Source organism: Mucilaginibacter rubeus (assembly GCF_003286415.2).
Classification (GTDB): domain Bacteria; phylum Bacteroidota; class Bacteroidia; order Sphingobacteriales; family Sphingobacteriaceae; genus Mucilaginibacter; species Mucilaginibacter rubeus_A.
The window spans coordinates 7,031,470-7,058,469 of record NZ_CP043450.1; the positions used below are offsets into that span (position 1 = coordinate 7,031,470).

General features: G+C 43.7%; 15 protein-coding genes. 8 read left to right on the forward strand and 7 right to left on the reverse strand.

Annotated features, from left to right (window positions below; genetic code table 11):
* The first annotated feature begins 6 nt into the window (after nucleotides 1-6).
* Nucleotides 7-876 (forward strand): menaquinone biosynthesis family protein, encoded by an 870-nt coding sequence (locus DEO27_RS28795; protein WP_112570799.1) that lies wholly within the window; start codon nucleotides 7-9, stop codon nucleotides 874-876.
* A gap of 149 nt (nucleotides 877-1,025) precedes the next feature.
* Here DEO27_RS28795 and hflX read toward each other — a convergent pair whose 3' ends face one another.
* The gene (gene hflX, locus DEO27_RS28800; RefSeq protein ID WP_112570797.1) at nucleotides 1,026-2,210 is read right to left on the reverse strand and encodes a GTPase HflX; all 1,185 of its coding nucleotides are present in this window, start codon (nucleotides 2,208-2,210) and stop codon (nucleotides 1,026-1,028) included.
* Between the two features lie 436 nt (nucleotides 2,211-2,646).
* Here hflX and DEO27_RS28805 point away from each other — a divergent pair, with 436 nt between their 5' ends.
* From DEO27_RS28805 to ruvC, 4 genes are read left to right on the forward strand one after another with little or no spacing between them, the layout of a single operon-like run.
* Nucleotides 2,647-4,572: a DUF3857 domain-containing protein gene (locus DEO27_RS28805; protein ID WP_112570795.1), complete on the forward strand. Its 1,926-nt coding sequence runs from the start codon at nucleotides 2,647-2,649 to the stop codon at nucleotides 4,570-4,572.
* A gap of 8 nt (nucleotides 4,573-4,580) precedes the next feature.
* Nucleotides 4,581-6,518 carry a DUF3857 domain-containing protein gene (locus tag DEO27_RS28810; protein WP_112570793.1) on the forward strand — a complete coding sequence of 646 codons (1,938 nt, stop codon included), beginning with the start codon at nucleotides 4,581-4,583 and terminating at the stop codon, nucleotides 6,516-6,518.
* Nucleotides 6,519-6,529: 11 nt separating this feature from the next.
* Nucleotides 6,530-7,168 (forward strand): leucyl/phenylalanyl-tRNA--protein transferase, encoded by a 639-nt coding sequence (aat, locus tag DEO27_RS28815; RefSeq protein ID WP_112570791.1) that lies wholly within the window; start codon nucleotides 6,530-6,532, stop codon nucleotides 7,166-7,168.
* Between the two features lie 18 nt (nucleotides 7,169-7,186).
* Nucleotides 7,187-7,777, forward strand: a complete 591-nt coding sequence (gene ruvC, locus DEO27_RS28820; protein WP_112570789.1) for a crossover junction endodeoxyribonuclease RuvC — start codon at nucleotides 7,187-7,189, stop codon at nucleotides 7,775-7,777.
* Between the two features lie 141 nt (nucleotides 7,778-7,918).
* Here ruvC and DEO27_RS28825 read toward each other — a convergent pair whose 3' ends face one another.
* The 4 genes from DEO27_RS28825 to DEO27_RS28840 all read right to left on the reverse strand — a co-directional run bounded on the left by DEO27_RS28825 (nucleotide 7,919) and on the right by DEO27_RS28840 (nucleotide 14,167).
* A complete protein-coding gene (locus DEO27_RS28825; RefSeq protein ID WP_112571532.1) occupies nucleotides 7,919-10,258 on the reverse strand; it encodes a glycoside hydrolase family 3 protein in 2,340 nt (779 codons plus the stop codon).
* Nucleotides 10,259-10,324: 66 nt separating this feature from the next.
* Nucleotides 10,325-12,703 carry a glycoside hydrolase family 3 C-terminal domain-containing protein gene (locus tag DEO27_RS28830; protein ID WP_223818076.1) on the reverse strand — a complete coding sequence of 793 codons (2,379 nt, stop codon included), beginning with the start codon at nucleotides 12,701-12,703 and terminating at the stop codon, nucleotides 10,325-10,327.
* 377 nt (nucleotides 12,704-13,080) lie between these two features.
* On the reverse strand, nucleotides 13,081-13,806 hold the full coding sequence (gene recO, locus DEO27_RS28835; protein ID WP_112570785.1) for a DNA repair protein RecO: 726 nt from the start codon (nucleotides 13,804-13,806) through the stop codon (nucleotides 13,081-13,083).
* Entirely contained in the window at nucleotides 13,796-14,167 is a 372-nt protein-coding gene (locus tag DEO27_RS28840) for a diacylglycerol kinase family protein (protein WP_112570783.1), read from the reverse strand. The genes recO and DEO27_RS28840 overlap by 11 nt, the downstream gene beginning before the upstream one ends.
* A 155-nt stretch (nucleotides 14,168-14,322) precedes the next feature.
* Here DEO27_RS28840 and DEO27_RS28845 point away from each other — a divergent pair, with 155 nt between their 5' ends.
* Nucleotides 14,323-16,662, forward strand: coding sequence for an efflux RND transporter permease subunit (locus DEO27_RS28845; protein WP_112570781.1), 2,340 nt, complete (start codon nucleotides 14,323-14,325; stop codon nucleotides 16,660-16,662).
* Nucleotides 16,663-16,733: 71 nt separating this feature from the next.
* Here DEO27_RS28845 and DEO27_RS28850 read toward each other — a convergent pair whose 3' ends face one another.
* Both DEO27_RS28850 and DEO27_RS28855 read right to left on the reverse strand, forming a co-directional pair.
* Complete coding sequence (locus DEO27_RS28850; protein WP_112570780.1) at nucleotides 16,734-19,628, reverse strand: hypothetical protein; 2,895 nt, start codon at nucleotides 19,626-19,628, stop codon at nucleotides 16,734-16,736.
* Complete coding sequence (locus tag DEO27_RS28855) at nucleotides 19,625-22,543, reverse strand: hypothetical protein (RefSeq protein ID WP_146750030.1); 2,919 nt, start codon at nucleotides 22,541-22,543, stop codon at nucleotides 19,625-19,627. The genes DEO27_RS28850 and DEO27_RS28855 overlap by 4 nt, the downstream gene beginning before the upstream one ends.
* An 82-nt stretch (nucleotides 22,544-22,625) precedes the next feature.
* Between DEO27_RS28855 and DEO27_RS28860 the strand changes: the two genes are divergently transcribed.
* Together DEO27_RS28860 and DEO27_RS28865 are read left to right on the forward strand one after the other, a co-directional pair.
* Entirely contained in the window at nucleotides 22,626-23,111 is a 486-nt protein-coding gene (locus DEO27_RS28860; protein WP_112570776.1) for a DUF1801 domain-containing protein, read from the forward strand.
* 69 nt (nucleotides 23,112-23,180) lie between these two features.
* A complete protein-coding gene (locus DEO27_RS28865) occupies nucleotides 23,181-26,747 on the forward strand; it encodes a two-component regulator propeller domain-containing protein (protein WP_112570774.1) in 3,567 nt (1,188 codons plus the stop codon).
* Nucleotides 26,748-27,000: the final 253 nt, after the last annotated feature.

The following is a 27,000-nucleotide window of genomic DNA, read 5'->3' on the forward strand; positions in this document are numbered from 1 at the left end:
ACCCGTATGAAACTTACGCTCGGATTTTCGCCCTGTCCTAACGATACTTTTATTTTTGACGCCCTTATTCACCATAAAATTGATACTGAAGGACTGGAGTTTGAGGTATTTTATGATGATGTGGAAACCCTTAATCAAAAGGCTTTTCGTGGCGAGTTGGATATTACCAAGCTCAGCTACCACGCCTTTGCTTACGTGACTGATAAATATGTACTGCTTGATTCGGGCAGCGCGCTGGGGTTTGGTGTAGGGCCGCTTTTGATCTCGGATGTCGAAATTTCGGTTTCGGACCTGGAGAAAAATCAGATTGATGATCCAAAATCGGGGATTAGAAACCCGTTGATCGGTATTCCCGGTAAATATACTACCGCTAACTTTTTGTTAGGCCTTGCTTTCCCTGAAGCTACCAACAAACAGGAGCTGGTATTTTCAGAAATAGAAGATGCCTTGCTTGACAGTCGTATAGATGTTGGCTTGATTATTCACGAAAACCGCTTCACTTACCAAAACAAAGGCCTCAAAAAGATTATCGATCTTGGCGATTACTGGGAAAAACGTACCGGCTGTGCCATCCCATTAGGAGGTATTGTAACTAACCGCAATTTACCGCTGGATGTTCAGCATAAAATAAACCGGGTGCTACGCAAATCGGTTGAGTTTGCTTTTGCCAATCCAAAATCAGGTCTGGAGTTTATTAAACAACATGCCCAGGAAATGAGCGAGGAAGTGATGTACAAGCACATCGAGCTTTATGTAAACCAATACTCGGTTGATCTGGGCGAGGAAGGCCGTAAAGCTATTAACCTGATGTTTGATACCGCGCTGGAGAAAGGTATTATACCGGAGATAAAGCAGGGGATATTTTTGACGGCTTAAAAAATCTGAAATTATTCCTGTCAAAAAATAACGTCATTGCGAGGAACGAAGCAATCCCCGATTAGCGGATCCGCTCTGTATGGTTTGGGATTGCTTCGTTCCTCGCAATGACGATTTTTATATTATAGCTCCTTTTAAATAATCAGCTATCAATACAATAAAGCATCATACGGATATCTCTCCGTATGTATCGCTTTCACTTCTTTATACAGTAAAGCCCTGAATTCCTCAACGTTTTCCTTTTTAGTTGCCGAAATAAATATGGCCGGTGCGTTGTTTTTGGCCATCCAGCTTTGTTTAAAATCCTCCAGTGTTAACGGTTCTTCCTGCTGGGCTACCTGGTGATCTTCGGGTTTAAAGGCATCTATTTTGTTAAACACGGTGATAATGCGTTTATCAATGGCGCCGATATCCTTCAGGGTTTCGTTAACGGTATAGATCTGGTCTTCAAAATTTGGATGTGAAATATCAACAACATGGATCAGGATATCCGCCTCGCGGGTTTCATCAAGCGTAGATTTAAAACACTCCACCAAATGGTGAGGGAGCTTACGGATAAACCCTACCGTATCCGACATCAGGAAAGGCAGGTTTTCGATCACTACTTTTCTTACCGTAGTATCCAGTGTAGCAAACAATTTATTTTCGGCAAACACTTCCGATTTGGCTATCATATTCATGATAGTTGATTTACCTACGTTGGTGTAGCCCACCAGCGCCGTACGCACTAACTGATGGCGGTTTTTACGCTGGGTTTCGTTTTGCTTATCAATCTGTTTCAGCTTATCTTTTAACAACGATATCTTATTCAGGATCAAACGACGGTCGGTTTCAATTTGCGACTCACCCGGACCGCGCATACCAATACCACCCTTCTGACGCTCTAAGTGAGTCCAGAGGCGGGTAAGGCGGGGTAGCAGGTATTGTAATTGAGCAAGCTCAACCTGGGTCTTGGCCTGGGCCGTTTGGGCGCGACTGGCGAAAATATCCAGGATCAGGTTATTCCTGTCAAGGATTTTAACCTGTAGTTCGTTTTCAATATTACGCAGTTGCGAAGGCGATAGGCCATCGTCAAAAATAACTATATCTATTTCCTCTTCCTTAACGTAGGCTTTTATCTCTTCCAACTTGCCCGAGCCAACAAAAGTAGCTCTATCCGGGCGCTGCAATTTTTGGGTGAAATGATTAACGGTTAACGCCCCCGCGGTGCTGGCTAAAAACTCCAGTTCTTCAAGGTGTTCCTTCTCTATTTCGTCGGTTTCATTTGGTGTTATCACCCCAACAAGTACAGCTTTTTCCTGCTTCACAGCAGTATCATAAAATTTTTGCTTCATTAATTACTATCTATCAATCAAAGTGCCAATTGAATAAATGTACGTAAACCGCTGCGCGATATGAAATTTTAATGTCAAAATAACATGGCGCCGGCTAATTCGTGACATAGATTACATTTTTAGCAAATAAACAAAATGACTAAAAAATTTCGCTTTTAAATATCGGGTTAATTATTATTTTTGATTTGATTAAACCTCATCACGATGAACAGGCTTTTAATGCTGCTGTTTGGAACAGTCCTATTTACGTTACCCGATAACGTATCGAACGCGCGAAGCGCATTTTCAATTTTTCTATTTTATAAGTCGAATTACCAATCATGAAACGGGCATAAGTCAGTTAGCGCCCTTGCATGTCCGGCAAGTATAATTCTTAATACCCTATTAGCAAACTCAAGCCAATTACATTATAGTTAAACCCTTACAACTAATTTAAATGAATAAGTTATTAACCCTTATTGCAATGGGAGCCTTTGCAACTGCTGTAAAAGCACAAGCTCCTGCTATTCCAACCGCCCAGGCCTTTGGCAAGGTTGACAAAGCCGATCTTGAAATGAAGGCCTGCGATTTTGAAAAAGATGCCAACGCCGAAGTTCTTTTTGATAAAGGCGAGGTGTACTTTGATACACAATATCAGATCATATTTGAAAGGCACAAGCGTATCAAAATATTTAACGATAACGGTAAAGATGAAGCCAATATCCGCTTAACCTTTTACAGTGTTAACCATGCCGAATTTATAACCGGGCTACAGGCAGAAACCATTAACCTCGAAAACGGCGTGGCTACACCTATTAAGGTTGATAAAAAACAGATTTTTACACAAGTCGTTGATAAAAACCGTTCGGCAATAGTTTTTTCATTTCCTAACGTAAAACCGGGTAGTATCATCGAATTCAAATACAGGCATACCATTGCCAGCCTGGTTGATTTTCCGGATTGGTATTTCCAGGGTGATCTGCCAACGCGGTATAGCGAGCTTAATACCAATATTCCGGATATTCTCACTTATAAAAACCTGGTGAACCTTCATTACCCGCTGGTGGTTGATAAAATGTCGGGAAGCAATACGCACACACAAGCGATGGCCAATATCCCATCGGTAAAGGAAGAGCCTTATATGGATGCCGTAACCGATAATTCAGAGCGTATTCTTTTCCAGTTATTAAGCATCCGCGGAACCTTTATGCACAGCTTTTCCGATACCTGGACAAAGGTTGGCGAAAACGTTGTTAAATGGGAGGATTTTGGCGAGCAGCTTAACCGTAAACTCATCGGCGAGGAAACTATCGTAGCTAAAGCAAAAACTTTCAAAACCGACGACGAGAAAATCGCCTACATTTTCAATGAGGTTAAAAATACCATGAAGTGGGACGAGGACTATGACAAGACAACCAACGATGGCACAGTTAAGGCTTGGGAAAAGAAAACCGGCAACTCAACAGAAGTAAACCTGATCCTTTATCATTTGCTTCAAAAATCGGGTTTAAAGGTTTATCCAATGATGGTTAGTACCCGCAAGCATGGCCGTATCAACCCAGCCTATCCAAACTCATACCAGTTTAACAGCACGGTGGCATATATCCCTGTTGATAGTGCAAAATATTATGTGCTTGACGCTACAAACAAATACAACCTCTACAACCAGGTGCCATATAATTTCCTTAACTCGTTCGGGTTTTTAATCAATAAAGCAGATAATGCTTATGAGATGACGTTTCTACAAAACACCAACCCGGTGAGGCAGGTGGTTTTGATTAATGCCGAAATTAAGCCCGACGGTAAAATGGCCGGTAGTGCCGATATCAGCAGCTTTGCCTACAACAGGATCAATGTAGTAAGAAACTATAAAACCGATGGGGAGAAAAAATACATCGAAAACCTGCGCGATAATAACAACAACCTTAAAATATCATCGCTAAAAATTGAAGATATAGATATTGATACGCTGCCGGTGCGTCAAAATATTAACTTCAACCTCGATCTTACAGGTTCGGATGATAACTATATCTATTTTAATTCAAACCTGTTTACCGATCTGAATAAAAACCCGTTTTTAAGCGAGAACCGTACTACCGATATCAATTTTGGTTACCGTGACAACTATGCCATTACCGGTATTTTTAAACTGCCTGCAGGTTATAAGGTTGATGCATTGCCTAAAAGCGTAAGTATGGCTACCCCTGATAATTCAATAGTTTTTAAACGTATGATAGCCGAACAGGATGGGCAGATCATGGTGCGTCTTAATATCGACCATAAAAAATCAATATATTTTAAAGAAGAGTACTCAGATTTTCATGAGTTCTGTAAAAAAATGTACGAAATGCTTAACGAGCAGATCGTGCTTAAAAAGTCATAGTGAGTAATATGATCAGTAAATATTTTAACAGGCTGCTGCTGACTGCGGCAGCCCTGTTTGTTTTAGCAGCTAAAGGCTATAGCCAGGATAAAACCATCCCCAAAGACCTCTATATAGCCTCAACAATTCCGGATTCGCTAAAGGAAGATGCGAACTCGGTAGTTCGGTATAGCATGGAGGATGATAATTTTATAGGGCCCGGCAAAGCGGAAGAGCATTTTCATACCATTATTACCATTTTAAATGAAAAAGGGAATGATGAAGCGGAAATGGTTTTAAAGTATAACAGAAAGTACAATCTTGTAAATTCATTTGAAATGCGGGTTTATGGCGCCGATGGTACATTGATCAAAAAATACCATAAAAGCGATATGTATGATCAGCTGGCAGTTAGCAATGAAACTATGGCAACCGACGACAGGTTATTATCTATAAGCCATACTATAGCTACTTATCCAACAACTGTTGAGTTTATTTATGATTTAGACGTTAGGAGCCTGATGGATTTAGGTGGCTGGGCTTATCAGGGTTATGAACAATCTGTCCAGAATGCCTATTATCATATTTCAATAAGCAGTGATGCCGGGTTTAGATATCTGAATAAGAATACCAATATCAAGCCCCAAAAAACCACTGCTGATAAAATTGATAGCTATTCATGGAAGGTGGCTAACCTGAAAGCTTTTAAACATGAACCAGGTTCAAAAGGATGGCGTGTATTGCCGGCTATATATTTTGCAGCCAGTGATTTTGAGTTTTATGGTGTGCCGGGCAATATAAGTTCATGGCAAAATTATGGTAAATGGCAGCAAAAGCTAAATGAAGATGTATGTACACTTAGCCCCGAACGTGCTGAGGAAATAAAGAAAATGACTGCCGATATAAAAACTGATAAGGAAAAAGTAAAGTTTTTATATGAATACATGCAACACAACGTGCGTTACGTGAGCATACAATTAGGCATTGGTGGTTGGAAACCCTTTCCCGCAACATTTGTTGATCAGAAAAAATATGGCGACTGCAAGGCGTTGTCCAATTACATGTCGGCGTTGTTAAAAGCTGTAAATATACCCTCATGTTATGCCATTATAAACGCAGGGGCAAATATGCAGCCGGCAGATCCTTCATTTCCTTATGACCCTTTTAACCACATTATATTATGTGTGCCGCTTAAAAGCGATACAACCTGGCTGGAGTGTACCAGCCAAACCCAGGCATTTGGGAAATTAGGCTCATTTACCGAAAACAGGTATGCGTTATTGGTTACCGAAGATGGTGGCAAACTTGTAAAAACGCCCAGGAGTATAGATGCCGACAACCAGTTTAACAGCGAGGTACATATAACACTTGATGCCGATGGCGGCGCTAAGGCAAAAGTGAAAATACTCAGTACCGGCGACTACAGGGACGATTATCTTGGTTTGATGTATTTAAAAACCGATGAACAAAAGTCGAAGGTGATAACGATGCTGAATATGAAACAGCCGTCGGTTTTCGACTTTAAACCATCAACGGATAAGGATGGGGTAAAAGAAGTTGATATTGATTTGGAGTATGATAAGTTTTGTGACATATCTGCCGGTGGTAAGCAATTTTACAGACCGCGGGTATTTGATTTATGGCAGTCGACATTCCCGGTAGAAGAAAAACGTAAAAGCGATTATTATTTTGAGGTGCCCATGTTAAAAACATGTGTTACCACTATTGATTTGCCTGCCGGCTTCGAAATTGACGCCCTGCCTGCCGACCAAAGTTTGAAGTTTACATACGGTACGTATGATGTTAAGTATGTTTATGATGCTGCTAAAAACCAGGTGGTAAGCACAACCAAATTCAATTTAAAAAATCACGTGATCCCTGCTGCCAAATACACCGAAATGCAGGTTTATATGGATGCTATTGCCAAAGCCCAAAATAAAAAGCTGGTGATACGCCGTAAAGCATAAATTTGCGCCTGATGATATTCAGGCTCGACGAACGTTTAATATTTCCGAAGCCCGATCTGGCCGAACCAGACGGGCTTTTGGCTGTTGGCGGCGACCTGAGTACCGAACGTTTGCTGCTGGCCTATCAAAACGGCATTTTTCCGTGGTATAGTGATGATACACCTATTCTGTGGTACTCGCCCCATGAGCGTTTTGTGTTATATCCTCATGAGTTAAAAGTATCCAAATCCATGCGGCAGGTATTACGGTCGGGCAAATTGCGGGTTACGGTTGATACTTGTTTTAACGATGTGATAACCGCCTGCTCAACCGCTCCACGTGAGGGACAAGACGGCACCTGGATAGTTCCCGATATGATAGCCGCCTATAACCGTTTGCATTTGGAAGGATATGCCCATTCTGTTGAAGTATGGCAGAACGATGAGCTTGTTGGCGGTCTTTACGGGGTACATGTTGGTGATGTTTTTTGCGGCGAAAGTATGTTTAGCCGTGTTAGCAACGCTTCAAAAACCGCACTTATCCATCTATGCCACACGGGTCTTTATAAGCTTGTAGATTGCCAGGTGCACACCGGACATCTTGAATCAATGGGTGCACGTATGATATCCCGTGAACAATACATGGATGTATTGCTAAATAATTTAGTTTGATTAGTTACCTTTGAACCTATGCAGCAGGCGATAAGTTTAAAGGAAAGGATCATTTTGGGGATTGACCCGGGTACAGCTGTTATGGGTTACGGAATCCTTAAGGAAACCGGCCCTAAAATTGAATTGCTGGCCATGGGGGTAGTTAAAATGCCCACTACCGATGATCACATGCTGAAGTTGCAGCGCATCTTTGAAAAAACTGTTGCACTTATTGATAATTACCACCCGGATTGCCTGGCTATCGAAGCCCCCTTTTATGGCAAAAACATTCAGGTAATGCTGAAGCTTGGTCGCGCTCAGGGCATGGCGATAGCAGCTGCCTTATCTCGCAATATCGAGATCACGGAATATGCTCCCCGTAAAATAAAACAATCCATAACCGGTAACGGTAGTGCTACCAAAGAACAGGTAGCAGCCATGCTGCAAAGCCTGTTAAAGTTCAAAGAAACCCCTGATTTTCTGGATGCTACCGATGGTTTGGCCGTTGCGGTTTGTCATTCGTTTCAGCGAATCCCTACCGGGTCGGGTTCGGGGAAGGCTGGTACTAAAAAGTCATATTCGGGCTGGGATACTTTTGTGAAGGATAATGCCAAGCGGGTTGTGAAATGAGGTTATCTAATTGTTTTATAACAATTAAAGTCATGTTGAACTTGTTTCAACACCCCGTTTGCTAAGCCGCTTGCTAATCAAGTCGCCTTCTTATCTGTGGGGTGCTGAAACAAGTTGAGCATGACACTGTGGATGTGAGCCTTACGGCTTCACCACACTCTTCACATACTTATCCACACGGGCGTCTTTAATTACGCCTTTCCAGCTTAAGCCGAAACCGAAATCATACTTATTGCCTTGTTCATCAACATAGCATTTCATATCATGTGGTACATCTTCAAACTGGGCTTCAACGGTTTTCATATCTATTGGCATTTGCAGCGGTAACAATGCCGATGGTTCAGCCTTGCCGGTCATGATATCAAGCGATGCCTGGCCTTGAACGCCAAAATCAACAATAATGGCGTTGGCATCTTTCTCAAATTCCGAAAATACCATCGGGTTGCTCATATTAACAGATACAATAACCGGTTTGCCCTTCATTTTAGCATAAGTATCGGTAACCATAGCCAGATCGGTAATGTTGATCGCTGTGCTTGATTTGCCTTTGTAGGTACGGTTGGTAAATTTCTCCAACGGATCGCCACCTGCTATACTGGTTGCGCGGGCATCGGTAGCGGTGTATGAACCATATTGCAGGTTAACGGGTACATAACCTGTTCCGCCGTTTTTAGCATCTACACTATTATAACCTCCGCCGCTGTTGGGGCTGGCTATAAATACCAGGGCATAATCGGCTTCATCCGGATTGTCTGTTACTTTGAAATACTTTTTAACAGTCTCCATGTTTACCGGGTACTCCAATTTTTCAGGAGTTTCCATCCCTAAGAAATTCCTGCCCGCCGGAGTGAATTTTTTAGGCACATACACTGTTTTACCGCTTTGCAAAGGCAAAATGTTAGCCTTGTTTTTCAGCATTACTATCGATTTAAGCTGCGCCTGGTAACCGGCATCCATAAACTCGGGTTTACCAACAGTTTGTTTAGAAACTTCAGGTTCCAGGTAAGGGTTTTCAAATAGTCCTGTCCTGAAAATATTACGCAACAACCTCACTGCCGACTGCTCAAACCTGGTCCGCATAAATGCTTCGCCATGCTCTTTTACACCAATCTGGTAAGCTTCGGTAACCGGAGCTACCTCGTTATTGCCACCAAACTGATCAACACCGGCCATCAGCACTTTATAATGGCGCTGCGCTATGGAAAGTCCCTCAACGCCCCATGATTTGCCCGAAAGGAATGAATCAACCGTGGTTTCATCACCGGTTACCAGCCAGTCGGTACAAACCACACCATCGTATTTGTATTTTTTACGGAGCAGGTCATTAATGATATAGGCGTTATAGTTGTTGGCTACGTTTTCGTGATTTTTAACGTCCTGGTTATAGGAGATGGTATAGTAAGGCATAACAGCGGCAGCCATACCGGTTTTACCGTTCAGTTTAAAAGCACCTTCGGTAAAAGGGATCAGATGTTGTTTAAAATTACTACCCGGATAAACCGCGTATTTACCATAAGCATAATGCGCATCGCGACCGCCTTCACCCGCGCCACCGCCCGGCCAATGTTTCACCATGGCGTTTACGCTGTTATAACCCCAGCCATTTTTAATTTCTTTTTCTGCAGCCGAAGTCTGGAAGCCGTCGATATAGGCACGGGCCATATCGGCCGCCAATTGCGGATCTTCGCCAAAAGTACCGCTAACACGTGCCCAGCGCGGATCAGTCGCGATATCAACCTGCGGTGAAAGCGCTGTTGAAATACCCAAGGCCCTGTATTCCTGAGCTGCGATATGACCGAAGTTTTTAACCACTTCAGGGTCAAAGGTTGCCGCCAACCCAAGCGAGCCCGGCCACATGGAAATAGCGCCCCCCGCGCCTGCATTATATTCGGCGGTGGCTACGGTGCCATGACGAGGATCGGAACTGTTATTGTTAGGAATACCCAGGCCCAGGCCTTCCACAAATGCCTGCGCATTGTTGTTCCATTGTGCTGCTATTTCCGGGCTTTGTACCGATGTTACCAGTACATGCCTCACATTATCCTTTGCTAAAAACTGTTTCTGCTGATCGGATAGGTCAGATGCTTTAGCGCCGCTCTCGGCAAAAACTTTATTATTGTAAGTACCTGCGAATGGTCCGCCTGCCGCCGCCGGGATAGGCTGGTGACGGCTGTACAACATCAGCCCGGCTATTTGTTCCACGCTCATTTTTGAGGCAAGGTCTTTGGCCCGTTCATCAACCGGCAGGCGCCAGTCTTCATATTTATCCAGCTTTCCGTTCTTGTTCAGGTCTTTAAAAGCGAAGCCATCAACAGTTAATATTTTTACGCCGGATGTGCTGGAATAGCCCAGGTTTTGACCTCCGGTATTGGTAACAAAAGCAATATCACCTGCTTTTCTTTCTGTCCATTTGTTTTGTGCGATAGCTGCAGTTGCGGGCAACAAGGCCAGCAGGGTTATCAGTTTAATTGGTTTGGCCATGATCATTCATGATTCAGGTTAAAGAAAAAAGCCCCTGCAAAAAATATTGCAGAGGCCGGGTTGGTTTTACTTTAGTTTTAGTTCGTTTATGGTTTGTTGAGGCACCAGTGCCTTGTTTACTTTTTCAACAGTGATATCTTTAGCCAGGCTAAAAGACGCGGTTTCTTCTATTTTGCGTGATGATGAACCTATTTTCACTTTGTAGCTTCCTTCGTCGGCTATCCAGGCTTCCCTATCGGTATAAAACGATGCCAGATCTGATGCCTTGATGGTAAATGTTAATGTTTGCGATTGACCAGGAGCCAGCAGCTTTGTTTTGCCAAATGCTTTCAACTCATCCTCAGGTTTATCCAGGTCTTTTTTAGGCGCTGCAAGATATAACTGCACAACCTCTTTACCTGCTACATCGCCGGTATTTTTAACAGTTATGGTTGCGGTAATCAAGTTTTTGAAAACCTTTGAGCTTAGCTTCAGATCGCTGAATTTAAAGTTGGTGTATGACAAGCCATAACCAAACTCATAAGCCGGGGTAACTTTAGCGGCATCGTAATAACGATATCCTACATAAATCCCTTCCTCATAAATAACCTGGGTAGGCTTACCTTCGGGAGTGCCGGGAAAGTTATTTGCAGATGGCACGTCTTTATAATCGGCAGGGAAAGTGGTTGCCAGTTTACCAGATGGGTTTACTTTGCCGCTCAATACATCGGCAATAGCATTACCGGCTTCCAAACCAGGCTGCCAGGCCAGCAAAACACCATCAACCTTATCGCGCCAGGCAGTAACATCAACCACACCACCTATGTTAAGCACAACAATTACCTTTTTGCCTTTGGCATGGAAAGCATTGGCAACACTGTTGATCAACCCTTTTTCGGCATCATTTAAATAATAGTCACTTTCCAGTTTGCGGTCGGCACCTTCGCCCGCGTTACGGCCAATGGTGATCAGTGCTTCATCTGCTCCATTGGCTTCTTCGGCAACAATGGTGTTCACATCCATTTCGGGAATAGGGGCCGGATGATCGAAAAAGTTTTTAGGTTTTGGCTGTTTGGCCTTCATATCAGTAAGATACGCTTTATAATTATTGGAAAGCGTTTCCTGCAGTTTAAAATTAGCATTGGCCAAACCCTGCATTAACGAAATGGTGTAAGCCTTGTTCACGTCGCCACTGCCGGTACCGCCGGCAATAATATCATAAGAAGTATTGCCGAATACAGCTATCCTTTTGCCTGCGCCAAATGGTAATGCATGATCTTCATTTTTTAAAAGCACCATACCCTGCGCGGCTGCCTCACGTGCTACAGCAGCATGCGCGGTCAAGTCAGGGGCATCAGAGTATTTATATTTTTTGAAGGTAGGCGATTGAACTATCACATTCAGGATACGCTCCACATTGGCATCAAGCTGCTGGGCGCTTAGTGTACCATCTTTAACTGCGGCAACTATAGCTTCAGATTGGGTTGGGTTTCCCGGCATCAACAAGTCGTTACCGGCTTTCATTTGGGCAACGGCATCCTTTCCGCCAAACCAATCGGTCATAACGAAACCTTTAAAACCCCATTCTTTTTTAAGGATGGTGGTAAGCAGGTCGCGCCTTTCGGAGGTAAAAGTGCCATTCAGTTTGTTGTATGATGACATCACCGTCCAAGGCTGTGCTTTTTTAACCGCTATCTCGAAACCACGTAAATACAGTTCGCGCATGGCTCGCTCGCTTACTATGGTATTGATAGAGTTACGGTTGGTTTCCTGGTTATTCGCGGCATAATGCTTAATGGAAGTTCCTACTCCGTTTGATTCGATACCATTTACAATGGCCGCGGTCATGCTGCCGGCCACCAGGGGATCTTCAGAATAATATTCAAAATTACGACCGCCAAGCGGGTTACGATGAATGTTCATGCCCGGTGCAAGTAAAATATCCACACCGTATTCGCGCACCTCGTTACCAAAAGCAACGCCTATTTTGTTAACAAGCTGCGTATCCCAGGTTGAGGCCAGCAATGTAGCTACAGGGAAGGCCGTAGCATAATAAGTTTTTGATTTATCGCCATTGCGGATAGGCTCGATCCTTAAACCGGCAGGCCCATCGGATACCGTGATAGACGGAATCCCTAAACGGGCAATGGCATGGGTACGACCGGCGGCTCCAGGAACTTTTTCGGGAATATTATAAGCGTCGGGGTCAGACGGAGGTAATTTAAAGCCGCCAATATCTATCGGCTCGTTCTTTTTATCTTTAGATGGTGGGGGCACTCCGGGCATTTTAAAACCCATCCCCACAACCAGTTTCGATTTTTCTTCGAGTGTCATGGCCGCGACAATCTGTTTGATGTTAGTCGCGCTTAGTTGCGGTGCCGGGGCTTTACTTTGGGCCTGTACTGCCTGATGGATGCCACCGGCAAGCAAAACACCTGCCCAAGCAACGTGTAATTTGTAGCTCATTCTCATGTTTAAAAATTAAATAGGTTAAAGGGGCTAATTGGTAATAACGACAATTTGGTTATGTTCTTTGTGTCATTATTACACAATAGTAAAAATTAAGTTTTACAATAGCAAGTTTTATCGATGAATGAGTGAAGAATGTGGATGGGAAAGGGAAATGGGATGATGGAGAATCTTTTAATCGTCATTGCGAGGCACGAAGCAATCGCGAACTATATAGGGCGGACTTGCATAGCCCCTCTGTCTATTGGGGATTATTAATAATTATAATTTGTTTTTTATAGGTATTAATGAGCTCCCTTCGGTCGGTTGTCTTCGTGCCTCGCAATGACGCTTGTTTAATGGTAAGCGAATTTAATGCTAAGCGCATCAACGTCCTACGCTAACACTTCTTCCAGCACATCGGCCGATTTGATATTACCAAAGCCCTCAATGTGCATGGCATAATATTCAAGCAGCTTTTGAACCAGGTAGCGGCGTTCATCATTACTTAGCTTAAGCTGGTTCATGTCTTCAAAGCCCGTTTGCAGCACTAATGCAAAATTCCGGGTGTGCGGGGGCGAGAGGTAGGAGATACTTTCGGGCTTGTAACGGGTGAATTGTCCGTTTTTGATGTCGAAATAATCGGCCTCGTCGGCCATGTAACGGTCGGGGTAAAAGCCGAGATAACGGCTTAGGCGGGTTAAAAATACCAAGTGAAAGTTGGCCACGCTTTCGGTTTGATGATCGAGCCATTCAATGGCGCTGAAAATAAAATCGAACAGGTTTTCATCCGGCGATTGCTGCTTGATGGCTTTATACAGCACCTCGTTCAAAAATATGGCAATGCAGCTTTTAATTACATCGTAAGGAATAGTAAGCAGCACTGGCGCGTTTTTAAGCTCGGAGATGCGCTGCACACTGCCGGTATTTTTGTGGTAAACTACCAGATCCAGCAGGTGCAGGGGCTGCAGCATATTCCGGCCGATCTTAGCTTTTGGCTTTTTAGCGCCGTTGATGATGTATGATTGTAAGCCAAATTTTTCGGTAAAGATCTGGACAATCACGCTGCTTTCGCCGTAATCGGTAGCCCTGAATATAATGCCACGGGTTTTATGCAGCATGGCTTCCTAAGGCTAAAATGATCTTCGGTAAAAAAATGATGGCCCCTGTTATCAGCGCGAATAAAGCTGCTATAACAACGGCACCGGCAGCTACATCTTTTACGCGACCGGCTTTCTCATTGTATGTCGGCGAAACAAGATCGGTCAACGTTTCGAGCGAGGTGTTAAGTAATTCGGCAATAAGCACAATGGCTATGCTGATCATGAGCCAAAGCCATTCGGCAGTTGAGATCCGGAACAGGAAACCCAGGATTATGGCTATAGTACCGGCGACCAAATGAAACCTGAAATTAGGTTGAGTATGAGCCGCGTATCCTAAACCCTTAAACGCGAATCCAAAACTGCGTATCAACCTTTTCATGCCCAAAAATACAAAGTTTAGCTATAAATGCAGCCAGGTGTATGATGGGCCCTGTAAACTGCCCGTTAACTCTTTGTCACATTATCACTATCACTAATAGGGAGATAACGCATTTTTTGTAGTTTTGCGCCTCTCTCTTACATATCACGTTAATAATGTTCTGGAAACATATAGCTTCTGCACTTCTTAAAAACAGGCTCATAATTTTTATTTGCGTTTTGGCGCTAAGCGCCTTTATGGGCTACGAAGCTTCAAAAGTAAAGATCACTTTTAACGGTGGTAAGGTACTTCCGGTTACCGATTCGGCTTTTATCCGTTATGCCGAGTTTAAGAAAACTTTCGGGCAGGACGCCTCATCGATGGTTATCGGTATTAAGTCGCCTAATATTTTTGATAAGGATGTTTTTAACGACTGGTACCAGATTGGCGAACAACTGAAGAAAGTAAAAGGGATTAAAGCAGTGATCTCAGCTGCAAACATCTATAACCTGCAAAAGGATACCCTTCAGCATAAATTTGTATTAAAGCCATTGGTTACCGGTCCGCTGCAAACCACCGCGGCTGTTGATAGCGTAAAGGAACAGCTTACATCCATGCCTTTTTACAAGGGACTGATTGTTAGTAACGATGGGCAAAGCACCCTGATGGCAATTACTTTTGATGATAAAATTATCAATACGCCATTCCGCGTACCTATTATTAAAAAGATTAATCAGCTTGGGCAGGCGTTTGAAAAGAAGCATAATATCACGGTACATTACTCGGGCCTGCCGCTTATCCGTACCGTGGTTGGCGACCTGGTAGCACACGAATTTTTATTGTTCCTGAGTCTTTCTGTAATCATCACAGCGCTCATTCTGCTGCTGTTTTTCCGTTCGGTATTCCCGGTTATTTTCCCGGTACTGATTGTGATATTGGGTGTGATATTCAGTCTGGGCGTGTTACAGATGATGCACTATGAAATGACGCTGTTAACCGGTATTATCCCGCCGCTTATTGTGGTAATCGGGATCCCGAATTGTGTATTTATCCTCAATAAATATTTTCATGAGTATGGCATCAGCCATAATAAAATGGCAGCTTTAGAAGTAGCTGTTGAGCGTGCGGGTATTACTACCTTTATAGCCAACGTTACTACAGCCATAGGTTTTGGTGTGTTATGCTTCACCAACAGCGAACTGCTTACCCAGTTTGGCCTTATAGCCTCAATAGGCATCATGGGCACTTTTGCATTGAGCCTTATTTTAGTGCCTATTATCTTCAGCTTTCTGCCTGCGCCAAAGGCAAGCCAAACAGGTATAAAAGACAGCAAATTGATGGACGGCCTGCTGGCCACTTTAGATAAACTGGTGCATACCAGACGTAAAACCATTTATTTAACTACCGCTATATTAGTCGTTATTGCCATTGTTGGGATGGTCAGGATCAATATCAACGGTTATGTAGTGGATGACCTGCCCCAAAGCAATAATACCCTGCATGATCTTAAATTTTTTGAATCTAATTTTAACGGAGTTTTGCCGCTGGAGGTTAGTATCGATACCAAGCGCAAAAACGGGGTTATGAACCTGGCGACTATCCGCAAGGTAGAAAAGCTGGAAAAACTAATCTCTTCTTATCCCGAATTCAGTCGTTCAGTATCACTGATCCAGGTGTTGAAATTCAGTACCCAGGCATTTTATGGCGGTAACCCTGAGTATTACCGTTTGCCCGATGGGTTGGAGCAAAATTTTATCCTTAACTATGCCGGAAACTCGGGCAAAGGAACAAGCGGCCTGCTGAAAACCTATCTTGACAGCACGCACCGTGTAACCCGCGTTACTTTTGAAATGGTTGACGCCGGTTCAAAAAAAATGAATACCGTACTGGCCGAATTACAGCCACGTATCGATTCTATTTTTAATCCAAAGAAATACCATGTTGAGCTTACCGGCTCGAGCATCATATTTATAAAGGGTACCAACTATTTGTTGAAAAACCTTTACGAAAGCCTGGCCTGGGCTATTGTACTTATCGCTGGCGTTATGTGGATCCTTTTCCGCGGCATAAAAATGATTGCCATATCATTGGTACCCAACATCATTCCGCTGGTGATAACTGCTGGTATTATGGGCTTTTTTGGTATCCCGCTTAAACCGTCAACCATATTGATTTTCAGTATAGCGATGGGGATCTCATCCGACCAAACCATTTATTTCATTACCCGTTACAGGCACGAGCTGCGCTACAGCAAAAAAGGTATCTCGAAAATAGTTTCGGACACCATCCGTGAAACCGGGGTGAGCATGATCTTTATTGCTACGGTACTGTTTTTCGGTTTCGGCATCTTCGCGATATCAAAATTTGGCGGTACAGTTGCATTAGGCGTATTACTTTCCATTACCCTGCTGGTAGCCATGATCAGCAACCTGACTTTGCTACCTGCGTTTTTACTTTCGCTTGAAGGCGGAGTTGACCGGGACAAGATCAAAGGCCCAGATATTGATGAAGCCTGATAGAGGAGATTAAAGCCGAAAGCTAAAGGCTGAAAGCTTTTTGAGCAAGAAGCATCGTGCTAACTCCCCCTTTAGGGGGCCAGGGGGCGTGGGCTAACTTTCAACGTTCCCGGTTTATAACCAAAATTGCCATTCATATCTGTACCGTTCATTATTATGGAATACGTTGTTGGTGTATCGGCAGTATAAAAACTGATGGATGCTTTGCCATCGGTACCGGTGTTTACGTTTGGTTGCCAGTATACGGTAGAGCGCAGGTCTGTTTGGGTTTTGCTTGTAGCATTAACCGCATACTTAGGACTGTAAAATTGCGATGGAAAGCTCAATGCCAAAGGTTTATACAGATAGCCGCCGGGTGTTTTACTGATGTTGGGGCCATGCCCGCCACGGGTGGTTATCTCCATAAAAGTAAAATCTCCTACATTGGTTCCTAACCAATCTGTTGAGATGTAACGGCTATAATATTCATTGCCGTATTTAGAAGTTGTGTTGATCTCGATACCTTTAATATCCTCGGCACTGTTTGATTCGAGATACTGTTTGATTGCTAAAAAGTCAGGATCTTCTATATAATTGCTTTTAAATATGGTACCGAACGGGATGCCATCGATAACAAAGCAAATGGGTTTATTGTCAACAAAATACCATTGGAAAAAGATGCTTGGGGGTAATCTGTAAGAGCCAAATTGAACGTCGCTCCTGGTTTTACCCTGTACACTATAAACTATCGCTTTTTGTTTCATGATAGTTCCGGACCTGAAACTTTTAACATGTTCTTGCAGGAAATCCATCCAGCTTTTCTTTCCGGCTTTTAGCAGGTCATTTTCATCAAAAACAAAGTCGGCATTGCCCGCGCCGTTTAGGTTCTTTGAATCTTTTACAATTTTCCTGGCCTTGATCTTTACTTCTTTTAAAGTACGCATATTGGCCGGAAGGTCATTTGCCAGGTTTTGGCGCATCCGGTTAATTTTAACACTATTGAATAACGTGGTATCATTACTTACATACCAGGGTATAATGGTGGCGGCCGGCGGTGCTGCGAGTACCGGCTGTGGTGGGTCATCGATTACTATGCCTACATTAAAGTTTTTGGCCGTTTTGATAAAGTAAGCCGGCGTATCTGTAAGCGGTAAATTACGGAATACAAAGCCTCCGTTTGCATCGGTCAACGTATCTGTAGCCAGTAAAGGCGATTTAGAGAATAGCTGCACTTTTGTTTTTTTAACCCCCTTATTAAAAATGTTAAGCACCCTACCTTTAATTGCTACCTCTGTTTCCGCGGCGTAAACCGGTTGTCTTTTTTCTTCGGGCCAGTTGTAGCTTACCCATCCTTGCGTTAACAGCAGGTTGTCGAGCGCGATACTCCGCTTTGGATCATTGCTGTTTAGGTAATATCCGGGCTCTTCCACGTAGCCCTTCAGCTCGGAGGTGAGCAGCATCCTGCTCACGATGCTTTCATTATTCAGGCTGTCGGGATGTACTTGTGTATCATCGGTAACGGCAAATGAAAAATTGCCTTCAACCGGTTTGCCCAATGCATCGGTGACATTGATAGCTACGGCAACGCTATCGCGGAGTGCGTAAATAGTTTTATTGCTGCTGATATTGATATGCAGATCATCATGCCTGTCAATAAAAGTAAGCCGCTCATTAAGCGGACGATTCTTCATATCAAGCAATACAAAATGAGCGATGCCAGATGGAAACCGCGCTTTGCTGATCATTTTACGGATAGCTGTTGTTCCTTTAAAGTTCACGACGGCACCAAAGCAGATCACCTCGCGCAACTTGCCAATCAAAAAATAACTATCTCCCGACCCGCTTATATTTTCGGTAGCGTATAAAGAAACCATCAGCGAATCGGCATCAGCCTTATTCTGGATGTTTAAAACAATGCCCGAGTTTTTCACTTTCGGCAAAGCGCATTCTTTAACCTGTCCGCCGGGTAGGGTAACTTTAGCGGTATAACTTTCGCCTGCCTTGGGTATCATATCAAAGCTGCCCATGCCTAAATGTGCCGAGGTGAAGTCCGTTACCGTTTGTTTGTTTTCATCAAGCACAACACCTGATATGTTAATGCTCCGTCCATCGAGGCCAATAGCCTTAAAGCCCACATGGGCAGGCAAGCCTGCCACCAGCTCGCCGCTTTCGGGCATAAATTGTACATCGGCATCCTGCGGGCGGTTAAAGTTGAGAGGGATATTTACCCGGTTGCCAGCGGCATCATTGGCTATGATCCTGATATCGCCGGGCTTGCCGGGTAAATTAAATGTGATATCAATCAGGCCTTTTTCGTCTGTTTGTAGTGATGCTTTGTATAGCTGCCTTTTGCCTTTCATTACGGCAAGCTGCACCTGCTTGTTGATTATCGCTTTCTTGTAGGTATCGCTTAGCAACAACTTAACGTGCGCCTGTTCTTTATCGTTGACCATGGCGCTTGAACTGGAATAATTAGCCATCCAGTTATTCGTAGCATCGTCGGCTATGGTGAACTGTTTGTAAAAAAAGCAGTCCTTGTTAAAGTTTTGCATCCATTGCGTATAGGCTGTGAGCGTATACGTGCCTGCCGGCAATTCGCTCAGGCTGATATTTCCCCAGGTAAGGCCATTTTCTACAGGCAAGCGTTGCTGTTTCACCACCACATTACTATCGGTAAGGATAGTGATGTACATAATACCACTCTTGGCAGATGGCGTTAACAGGTGCGCGTTAACCAGATAAGCTTTAAACCACAAAGTATCCCCAGGAGTGTAGGAGCTTTTATCAAACTGTAGATAGATCTTTTCGGCAGGGTTATGCCGAACAAGACTGTCGGTAACATTTTTGGCCCGAAGCAATCGGGCAGCTGTAGCTATTTGTTGTGCATACCCATGCTGAACTGATAATATGCAGATAAGCCATGCTGTTAAAAACAAGGATAACAACTTGCGATGGAACGGTTGCTTAAGGCCTATCATGTTTTTCATGGATTGGTATTGCCTGTTACTTTTATTTTACCATAAGTGTAGCCAATGCTGCCATCCATATTGGTGCCTTCTAAAATATAGGTATAGGTTGATGGCTTATCTGCCGCATAAAATGATACGGTTGCTTTACCATCGGCACCGGTTGTTATATTGGGCTCCCAGTGTATGGTTGAGCGCAAATCAGGAGTTTGCTTATTGGTGCCATTTGGTAAGTAGCGTGGGCGATAAAACCGGGAGGGTACACTTAATGCCAAAGGTTTATATAAATAAGCCCCGGGTGTGCGCGCTATAGCCGGCCCTTTAGCGCTACGTGTGGTGATCTCAACAAAAGCTATTTGAGATGGATTTAAAGAATGCTTCCAGTCCTCAAGAATATATCTCCAGAAATACTCCCAACCATATTTGCTCGAACTGTTAACCTCAATCCCCTTAACATCTTCAGCGCTATTTGATTCAAGATAGTTTTTAATATCATTTCCATTTGGCTCATTAAGTGACATTATCTTAATAACACTACCAAAAGAGATCCCGTCGACGATTAACATCATGGGTTTGTTATCTATCAAATACCAAGGAATGGTAGGCACTGGAGGTATAGGAACAAATTGTAATATCGCGTTAACTTCATCACCTGATTTATCCTGCAAAGCAAACCTCAAATTGTACTGGTTGGTTAAAGTCCCCCATCTCAGGTTTGGAACATGTTCTTTTAAAAAATCCAGCAGGCTCTTTTTTCCCGCTTTCACCATGTCGGCTTCGTCAAAAGCCAAATCAGCATTACCTGCCCCATTTAAGTTTTGTGAGCCCTTAACTATTTTCTTGGCTGTAATTTTTACCTCTTTCAAAGCCTTAGTGTTAGCAGGCAGGTTGTCGGCCAGGTTTTGCCGTACCCTGTTATTTTTTAAACTATTGAACAAGGTAGTATCATTGCTTACATACCAGGGCATTGGTGCGGGGCCGGCGGATGCAAGTACGATGGGGGGTGGAGCATCGTCCATGACAATACCAACATTAAAATTTTTAGCGGTTTTAATAAAATAAGCCGGGGTATCTGCAAGCGGGAGATTACGGAACGCAAACCTGCCATTTTTATCGGTAAGCGTATCAGTTACAACTATTGGCGATTTCGAAAACAGCTGTACTTTAGTTTGTTTAACGGGCTTGTTAAAAACATTAATTACCCGGCCTTTAACCGCCATTTCGGTTTCGGCAGCGTAACCAGGGTTATCCTTGCCTTCGGGCCAGTTATAGCTTACCCAGCCTTGTGTAAGCAAGAGGTTATCAAGTGCCTCTTTAGCTTGTGAATTATTAGCGGCGAGGTAATAGTAGGGTTGCTCCACAAAGCCTTTCAATTCGGATGTAAGCAATATGCGGGTAATAATATTCTCATTGTTCAGGCTATCCTGATGCACTTGCGCGTCGTCGGTAACCGCCATCGAAAAATTGCCTGCGAGCGGATTGCCGAGGGCATCTTTCGCGTTAATGTGTAATGATATGCTATCGCGCAGGTTATAAGCCATTTTATCTGCATTAATATTTAAATGCAGGTTGTCATGCCGGTTAATGAAAATCAGCCGCTCGTTTAGTGGCTTACTGTTTTTATCAAGTAGCAAAAAATGAGTGATGCCAGAGGGGAAAAGCTTTTTGTTAATTTTTTGACTGATGGACGTGCCGTTTTTAAAATCGACCATTGCACCATAACAGATAATTTCGCGGGCTTTACCTACCAGGAAATAACTTTCACCCGAACGGGCAATTTTATCGGTTGCCGACAGCAGTACTTTTACCGAATCTTCATTAGCAGGATTGATTACGTTCAATACAATCCCATCGTTTTTAACATCAGGCAATGGAAATTCACGGATCGCGCCACCGGGCAAGGTTACTTTAGCTGTGTAATTTTCGCCGGCATTAACAACCGGCAGGTTAAAACTCCCCATGCCCAAGTGCTGCGTTGTAAAATTAGCTACCACCTGTTTTTCGTGATCAAGTACCTGGCCCGAAACATTGATGCCTTTACCATCCAGTCCTATAGCTTTAAACCCAACATGTGCAGGTAATCCGGCTACGAGTTCACCTCCCTCGGGCATAAACTGAACATCGGCATCCTGGGGGCGGTTAAAGTTTAGCGGGATATTTACACGGTTACCTGCACCATCTGCGGCAATAATGCGGATATCGCCCGGCTTGCCCGGCAGGTTAAAGGTGATATCTATCATTCCCTTTTCGTCGGTTTGCAGGCTTTGCCGGTATAAACGCCTCTTTCCTTTCATTACTGACAATTGTACCAGCTTGCCTGCTATAACTGTTTTATAAGCATCGCTGAGCATTAGTTTAACGTGGGCCTGTTCCTTACCGTTGGTTATTACGCTTGAACAGGTGTAGTTAGCCAGCCAGTTGCTGCCGGCATCATCGGCAATGGTAAATTTTTTACGAAAAAAACAATCCTGGTTAAAATTCTGCAGCCATTGGGTATAGGCAACAAGGGTGTAAGTGCCTGCAGGTAAATCCTTAAGGCTGATGTTTCCCCAACTAAGTCCGTTTTCGACAGGCAGGCGTAAGCGCTTTTCTACAGTATTGCTATCGGTAACAATGCTCACATACATTACCGCGCTTTTAGCCGATAGGTTAAGTGTAGGGGCATTAAAAAGATAAGCCTTGAACCATAAGGTATCGCCGGGCGTGTAAGTGTTTTTATCCAGTTGAAGGTAGATCTTCTCGGCCGGGTTTTGACGCGTGACACTATCCAACATCGATTTCATTTCAATTAAGCGTAAAGCAGGGGCTTTTTCCTGCGCGTAGCTTTGACTACTGAAAAATAAAACGGCTGTTATAATGATAAGGCGGCAAAACGCGAAAGCGCTCCGCTTCATCATGCAAACAAATACCGGCCGGGTAGGTTGGATGCGTTTCAATTTGGATATTATTTAGGTTTATAATTGGGTGATATAAAGCTAATTATTATTGCTGATAAATAAAAGGTTGTATATTTATATTATGCCCAAGGAAGAAGTTGCCGACCTGCTTTTCTTTTTAAGAATGTTCCCTGCCGAAGTGCGGGAACGGGCCTTATGGCTGCGCGATTTTGTATGGGATTTGTACCCGCAGGCCAATGAGCTTATCTATGATAATTATAATGCCCTGGCTGTTGGCTGGTCGCCTACCGAAAAAATGAGCCATATATTTTGCTCCTTTGCCATATACCGTGGCGTTAATTACAATACACATTTCGGTTTTTACTGGGGCTCTGAACTTGCCGATCCGCAGAAACTATTAATTGGCGATGGTAAACAGTACCGCTACCTGCTAATAAATGACCTTGCTGCTTTCCCTGAGCAGGAAATAAAAAAGCTGGTAGAGGAGGCCTGGCAAAACTCGCTGGCCAAGGTTAAAGATCCTAAACAACTAACCCATGGCAAAACCATTGTTAAAATGATATCTGATAATAAGCGCGAGAAAAAGCTCAAAGCGCCTAAGAAGTAACCCCGTTAAAGCCTCCATTTTATTTTACAGGATAAAATATTTACTTTAAGCCTGTTAACTTATACCTTAATGAAAAAAATCACAATGCTGATTTTATGCTGTTGCATAAGCATGTATGCCGGTGCACAATCAGCTCATTTATATTTCGATCGCCTTGATATCAAGAAAGGCCTGCCCGAGTCAAATGTGGGTTCCCTTCTTGAAGACAGTCAGGGATATATGTGGTTCTCTACACAAAACGGACTGGTACGTTATGACGGCTACCGCTACAAAATATACAAACTCGGCTCTCCTAAACTGAATAAGCAGGTATCAACGCTGGTATTTAATGTAATTGAAGACAAAAACAAAACCCTGTGGATAACCACCCTTGCCAACGGGATTTTCAGATACAACCGGGCAACTGATTCTTTTACTCAATACCCCTACCCGGCAAACCTGACTTACGGACAACTGATTGTGGGCGCCATAGATAATGATGGTAATTTATGGGGACGATTTGATTCGGCAACCAGCGGTCAAAATATGATGAAGTTTGAGCCGGGTACAGGGCAGTACCTTCTTTTTAGCAACAGGCAAAAGGGCATTTATCATATCAGGGCAACTGTTTACTATAACCCCGTTAAAACTGCAGATGGCAGTATCTGGTTTGGCTCAAACAACGGCATATACCGATATAACGGCGCCGGGAAGGGCTTTAGTGAATACCTTGCTTCAAATGATACCGCAAAAATGCGCGCCGCTAATCCAATTTATGAAGCTCCCTCTGAGCCGGGGGTACTTTATATGAATACTTTTCATGGTCATGATAAAGCGCTGAGGTTTGCCCGTTATGACATCGGTACCGGTAAACTTAAAGAATATGGCCAGGCCAATGCAAAAGACAGCCTGTTGAGTGCCGGCATTTATAGCTTTTATGAAGATAAAAGCAAACGCCTTTGGATAGGCACCAATAAAGGCTTGTCAAAATTTAACAGGCAAACCCATGCTTTCAGCAACTGTACGCCTGTTGATACCATAAACTCGGCTACCAAAAATCAGTTTATCGGTTTCAAGGAAACGCGGGATGGCAAACTCTGGATCTCATCGTCGGCCGGTTTGGTTTATTTTGATCCCATAACATCCGTTTTTAAACGCTATGTAACAGACCCTGACGACCCGGGTGCCCTGCCAAGCCTGGGTATAGGCGGTAAAACAATTGATCATACCAATACCCTTTGGCTTGGTTTTGGAAACGCGGGTGTAGCACGTATCAACAAGTTAAAAAGCGCCTTTACTGTATTTAAAAATAACCCGGCAAAAGCCGGCACTTATCCCGGCAAATTGGTAACGCTCAAAGCATGGCCCAATGGCGACGCCTGGTTAACCACCCGGCAGGGCATATATAAAGGCAATATCATAACCAACCAATACAAAAAGATATACAATGTGGCCTCTAACGAGGGCTTTTTTCCGGGTTTTTGCTACGGACAAAACAACACACTGTATGTGGCAACTGAAAGCGGATTATTGGTGTACAATACCATCACCGGGAAAAAAGAAAAATACAGCAACATCCCCGGCGACAGTACTTCCATTATCAGCAATTATGTACACTCGCTGTTCCAGGACCATACCGGGATACTATGGATAGCCGTCGATATTGATGCCGGTATATGCTCTTTTAACCCGGTAACCAAAAAGTTCACCCGCTATCCGTACCGGGGCTCTTATGAAAAAATAACTTCAAAAAATAAATACGCGCTTGATGATAGTCGTGCTATTACCTTTTATGAAGATCATGAAAATACACTTTGGATAGGTACCAATTTCGGGGGGCTTAACCGTTTTGACAGGAAAGCAGGCCGTTTCATATCCTATTTTAATAACGACATGCGAAAGGCCGCCTGTGTAGATAATATTTTTGAGGATAAAGCCGGCAGGCTTTGGGTTGGTACCTACCTCGACGGCCTGTTTCTATTCGACCGGAAAAAGGAAGCTTACGTAAAGCATTTTAACGAAGATTCCGGCTTGATATTTAACTCGGTAATGGGCATTAATGAAGATAATGACGGCCGGCTGTGGGTAATAACCGAGCGGGGCTTTACCCGGATAGATCCCCGCACCATGAGGCTGAAAAGCTTTTTCATGGATGACATTTTACCCGGCAGGGATATTTTCAGGGGAATTGATAACGTGAACAGGCTTGCAGATGGAAGGATGCTTTTCCCCTTAAGTAATGGTATCGCCGTTTTTAATCCCGAAGATTTAAATGACAACCCGTATGCCCCCGTTGTACACATCGAATCTGTTGCTTACAGCAATCCAAAATCAAGCGGCAATGCTATAAATAATGTGTTAACCTACGGCCGTAAAACGCTCGAACTGCCTTATGACCAAAATCGGGTGCAGTTAAACTATGTGGGTTTACAATATGATAACCCTGCGCAAAATATTTATGCCTACAAGCTGGATGGCTACGACAAGAACTGGGTACAGGCAGGCACCAACCGCTCGGTGACTTATAATAACCTTTCGGCGGGCACTTATGTATTTCATGTAAGGGCGGCCAACAGTTCGGGCGTGTGGAATAAAGCCGGCGATAGCATCGCCATTGTCATTGCCACAGCCTGGTATTTGCGCTGGTGGGCATGGCTCATTTATATTGTGTTATTTGCGTCGGCTATATACGCGTTTATTGCTTATCGTTCGCGCCAGCTTAAATATGAAAACCAATTGCTTGAAGAAAAAGTAAAGCAACGTACCGATGATTTAAGCAGGGCCAATAAAGAATTAAGCGAGCAACAGGAAGAAATTATTACCCAGCGTGATCAACTGGCCGATGCCGTCGATAATCTTAAAACTACCCAGCAGCAATTGATCCAGGCCGAAAAACTGGCTTCTCTGGGCGAACTTACTGCCGGGATAGCCCATGAAATTCAAAACCCGCTGAATTTTGTAAACAACTTTTCGGAGGTGAGCATGGAGCTGATAGATGAAATGGAGACTGAGCTAACCAACGGGGACGCGGAGGAAGCCAAAGCAATAGCCGCGGATGTGAAGCTGAATCTCGAAAAGATCCACCATCACGGTAAGCGTGCCGATGCCATTGTGAAAAATATGCTTCAGCACTCAAGGGCAGGCAGCGGCAGTAAGGAGCAGGTAAACATCAACAACCTTACCGGCGAATATTTCAAGCTGGCCTACAATGGCCTTCGCGCTAAAGACAAAACTTTTAATTCGGCATTGGTCACCAACTTTGATGATAGTTTGCCTTTGGTTAATATCGTTCAGCAGGATATTGGCCGCGTGTTGCTGAACCTGTATAATAATGCCTTTTACGCGGTACATCAAAAGCAAAAAACAGCAGGGGAAACCTATAAGCCTGAAGTTGTAGTTACCACTGCCGTTCAGCCAGCTAAAGAAGGGGCAAAATCGGTTGTGATTACGGTCCGGGACAACGGTATGGGTATCCCTGATAATATTAAGGAAAAGATCATGCAGCCGTTTTTTACCACCAAACCAACCGGCCAGGGAACTGGTTTGGGCTTATCGCTCAGCTATGATATTGTGGTGAAAGGCCATGGCGGTAAAATTGATATTGAAAGTAAGGAAGGCGAGTACACTGTGTTTACGATTACCTTGCCGGTGGGGTAGGTTGACGCAGGGGAGATAGAACCTGTTAATTTGCGGGCTTTAAGAGGACATTAGGTGTAGATGGCCTGTCAGTCTGAGCTTGTCGAAGACTCGCGCGCAGAGGCCATCGCACCATGCTTCGACGAGCTCAGCATGACACCCGTTTTTCGAATCCAGACTTACGAAGTTTTCAAAACTTCGTAAGTCTTCTGCTTTTATTAAGTTATAAAGCTCCTGGCTCTTATGTCTAAAAGTCTTACCTCTTTCCTCGTTC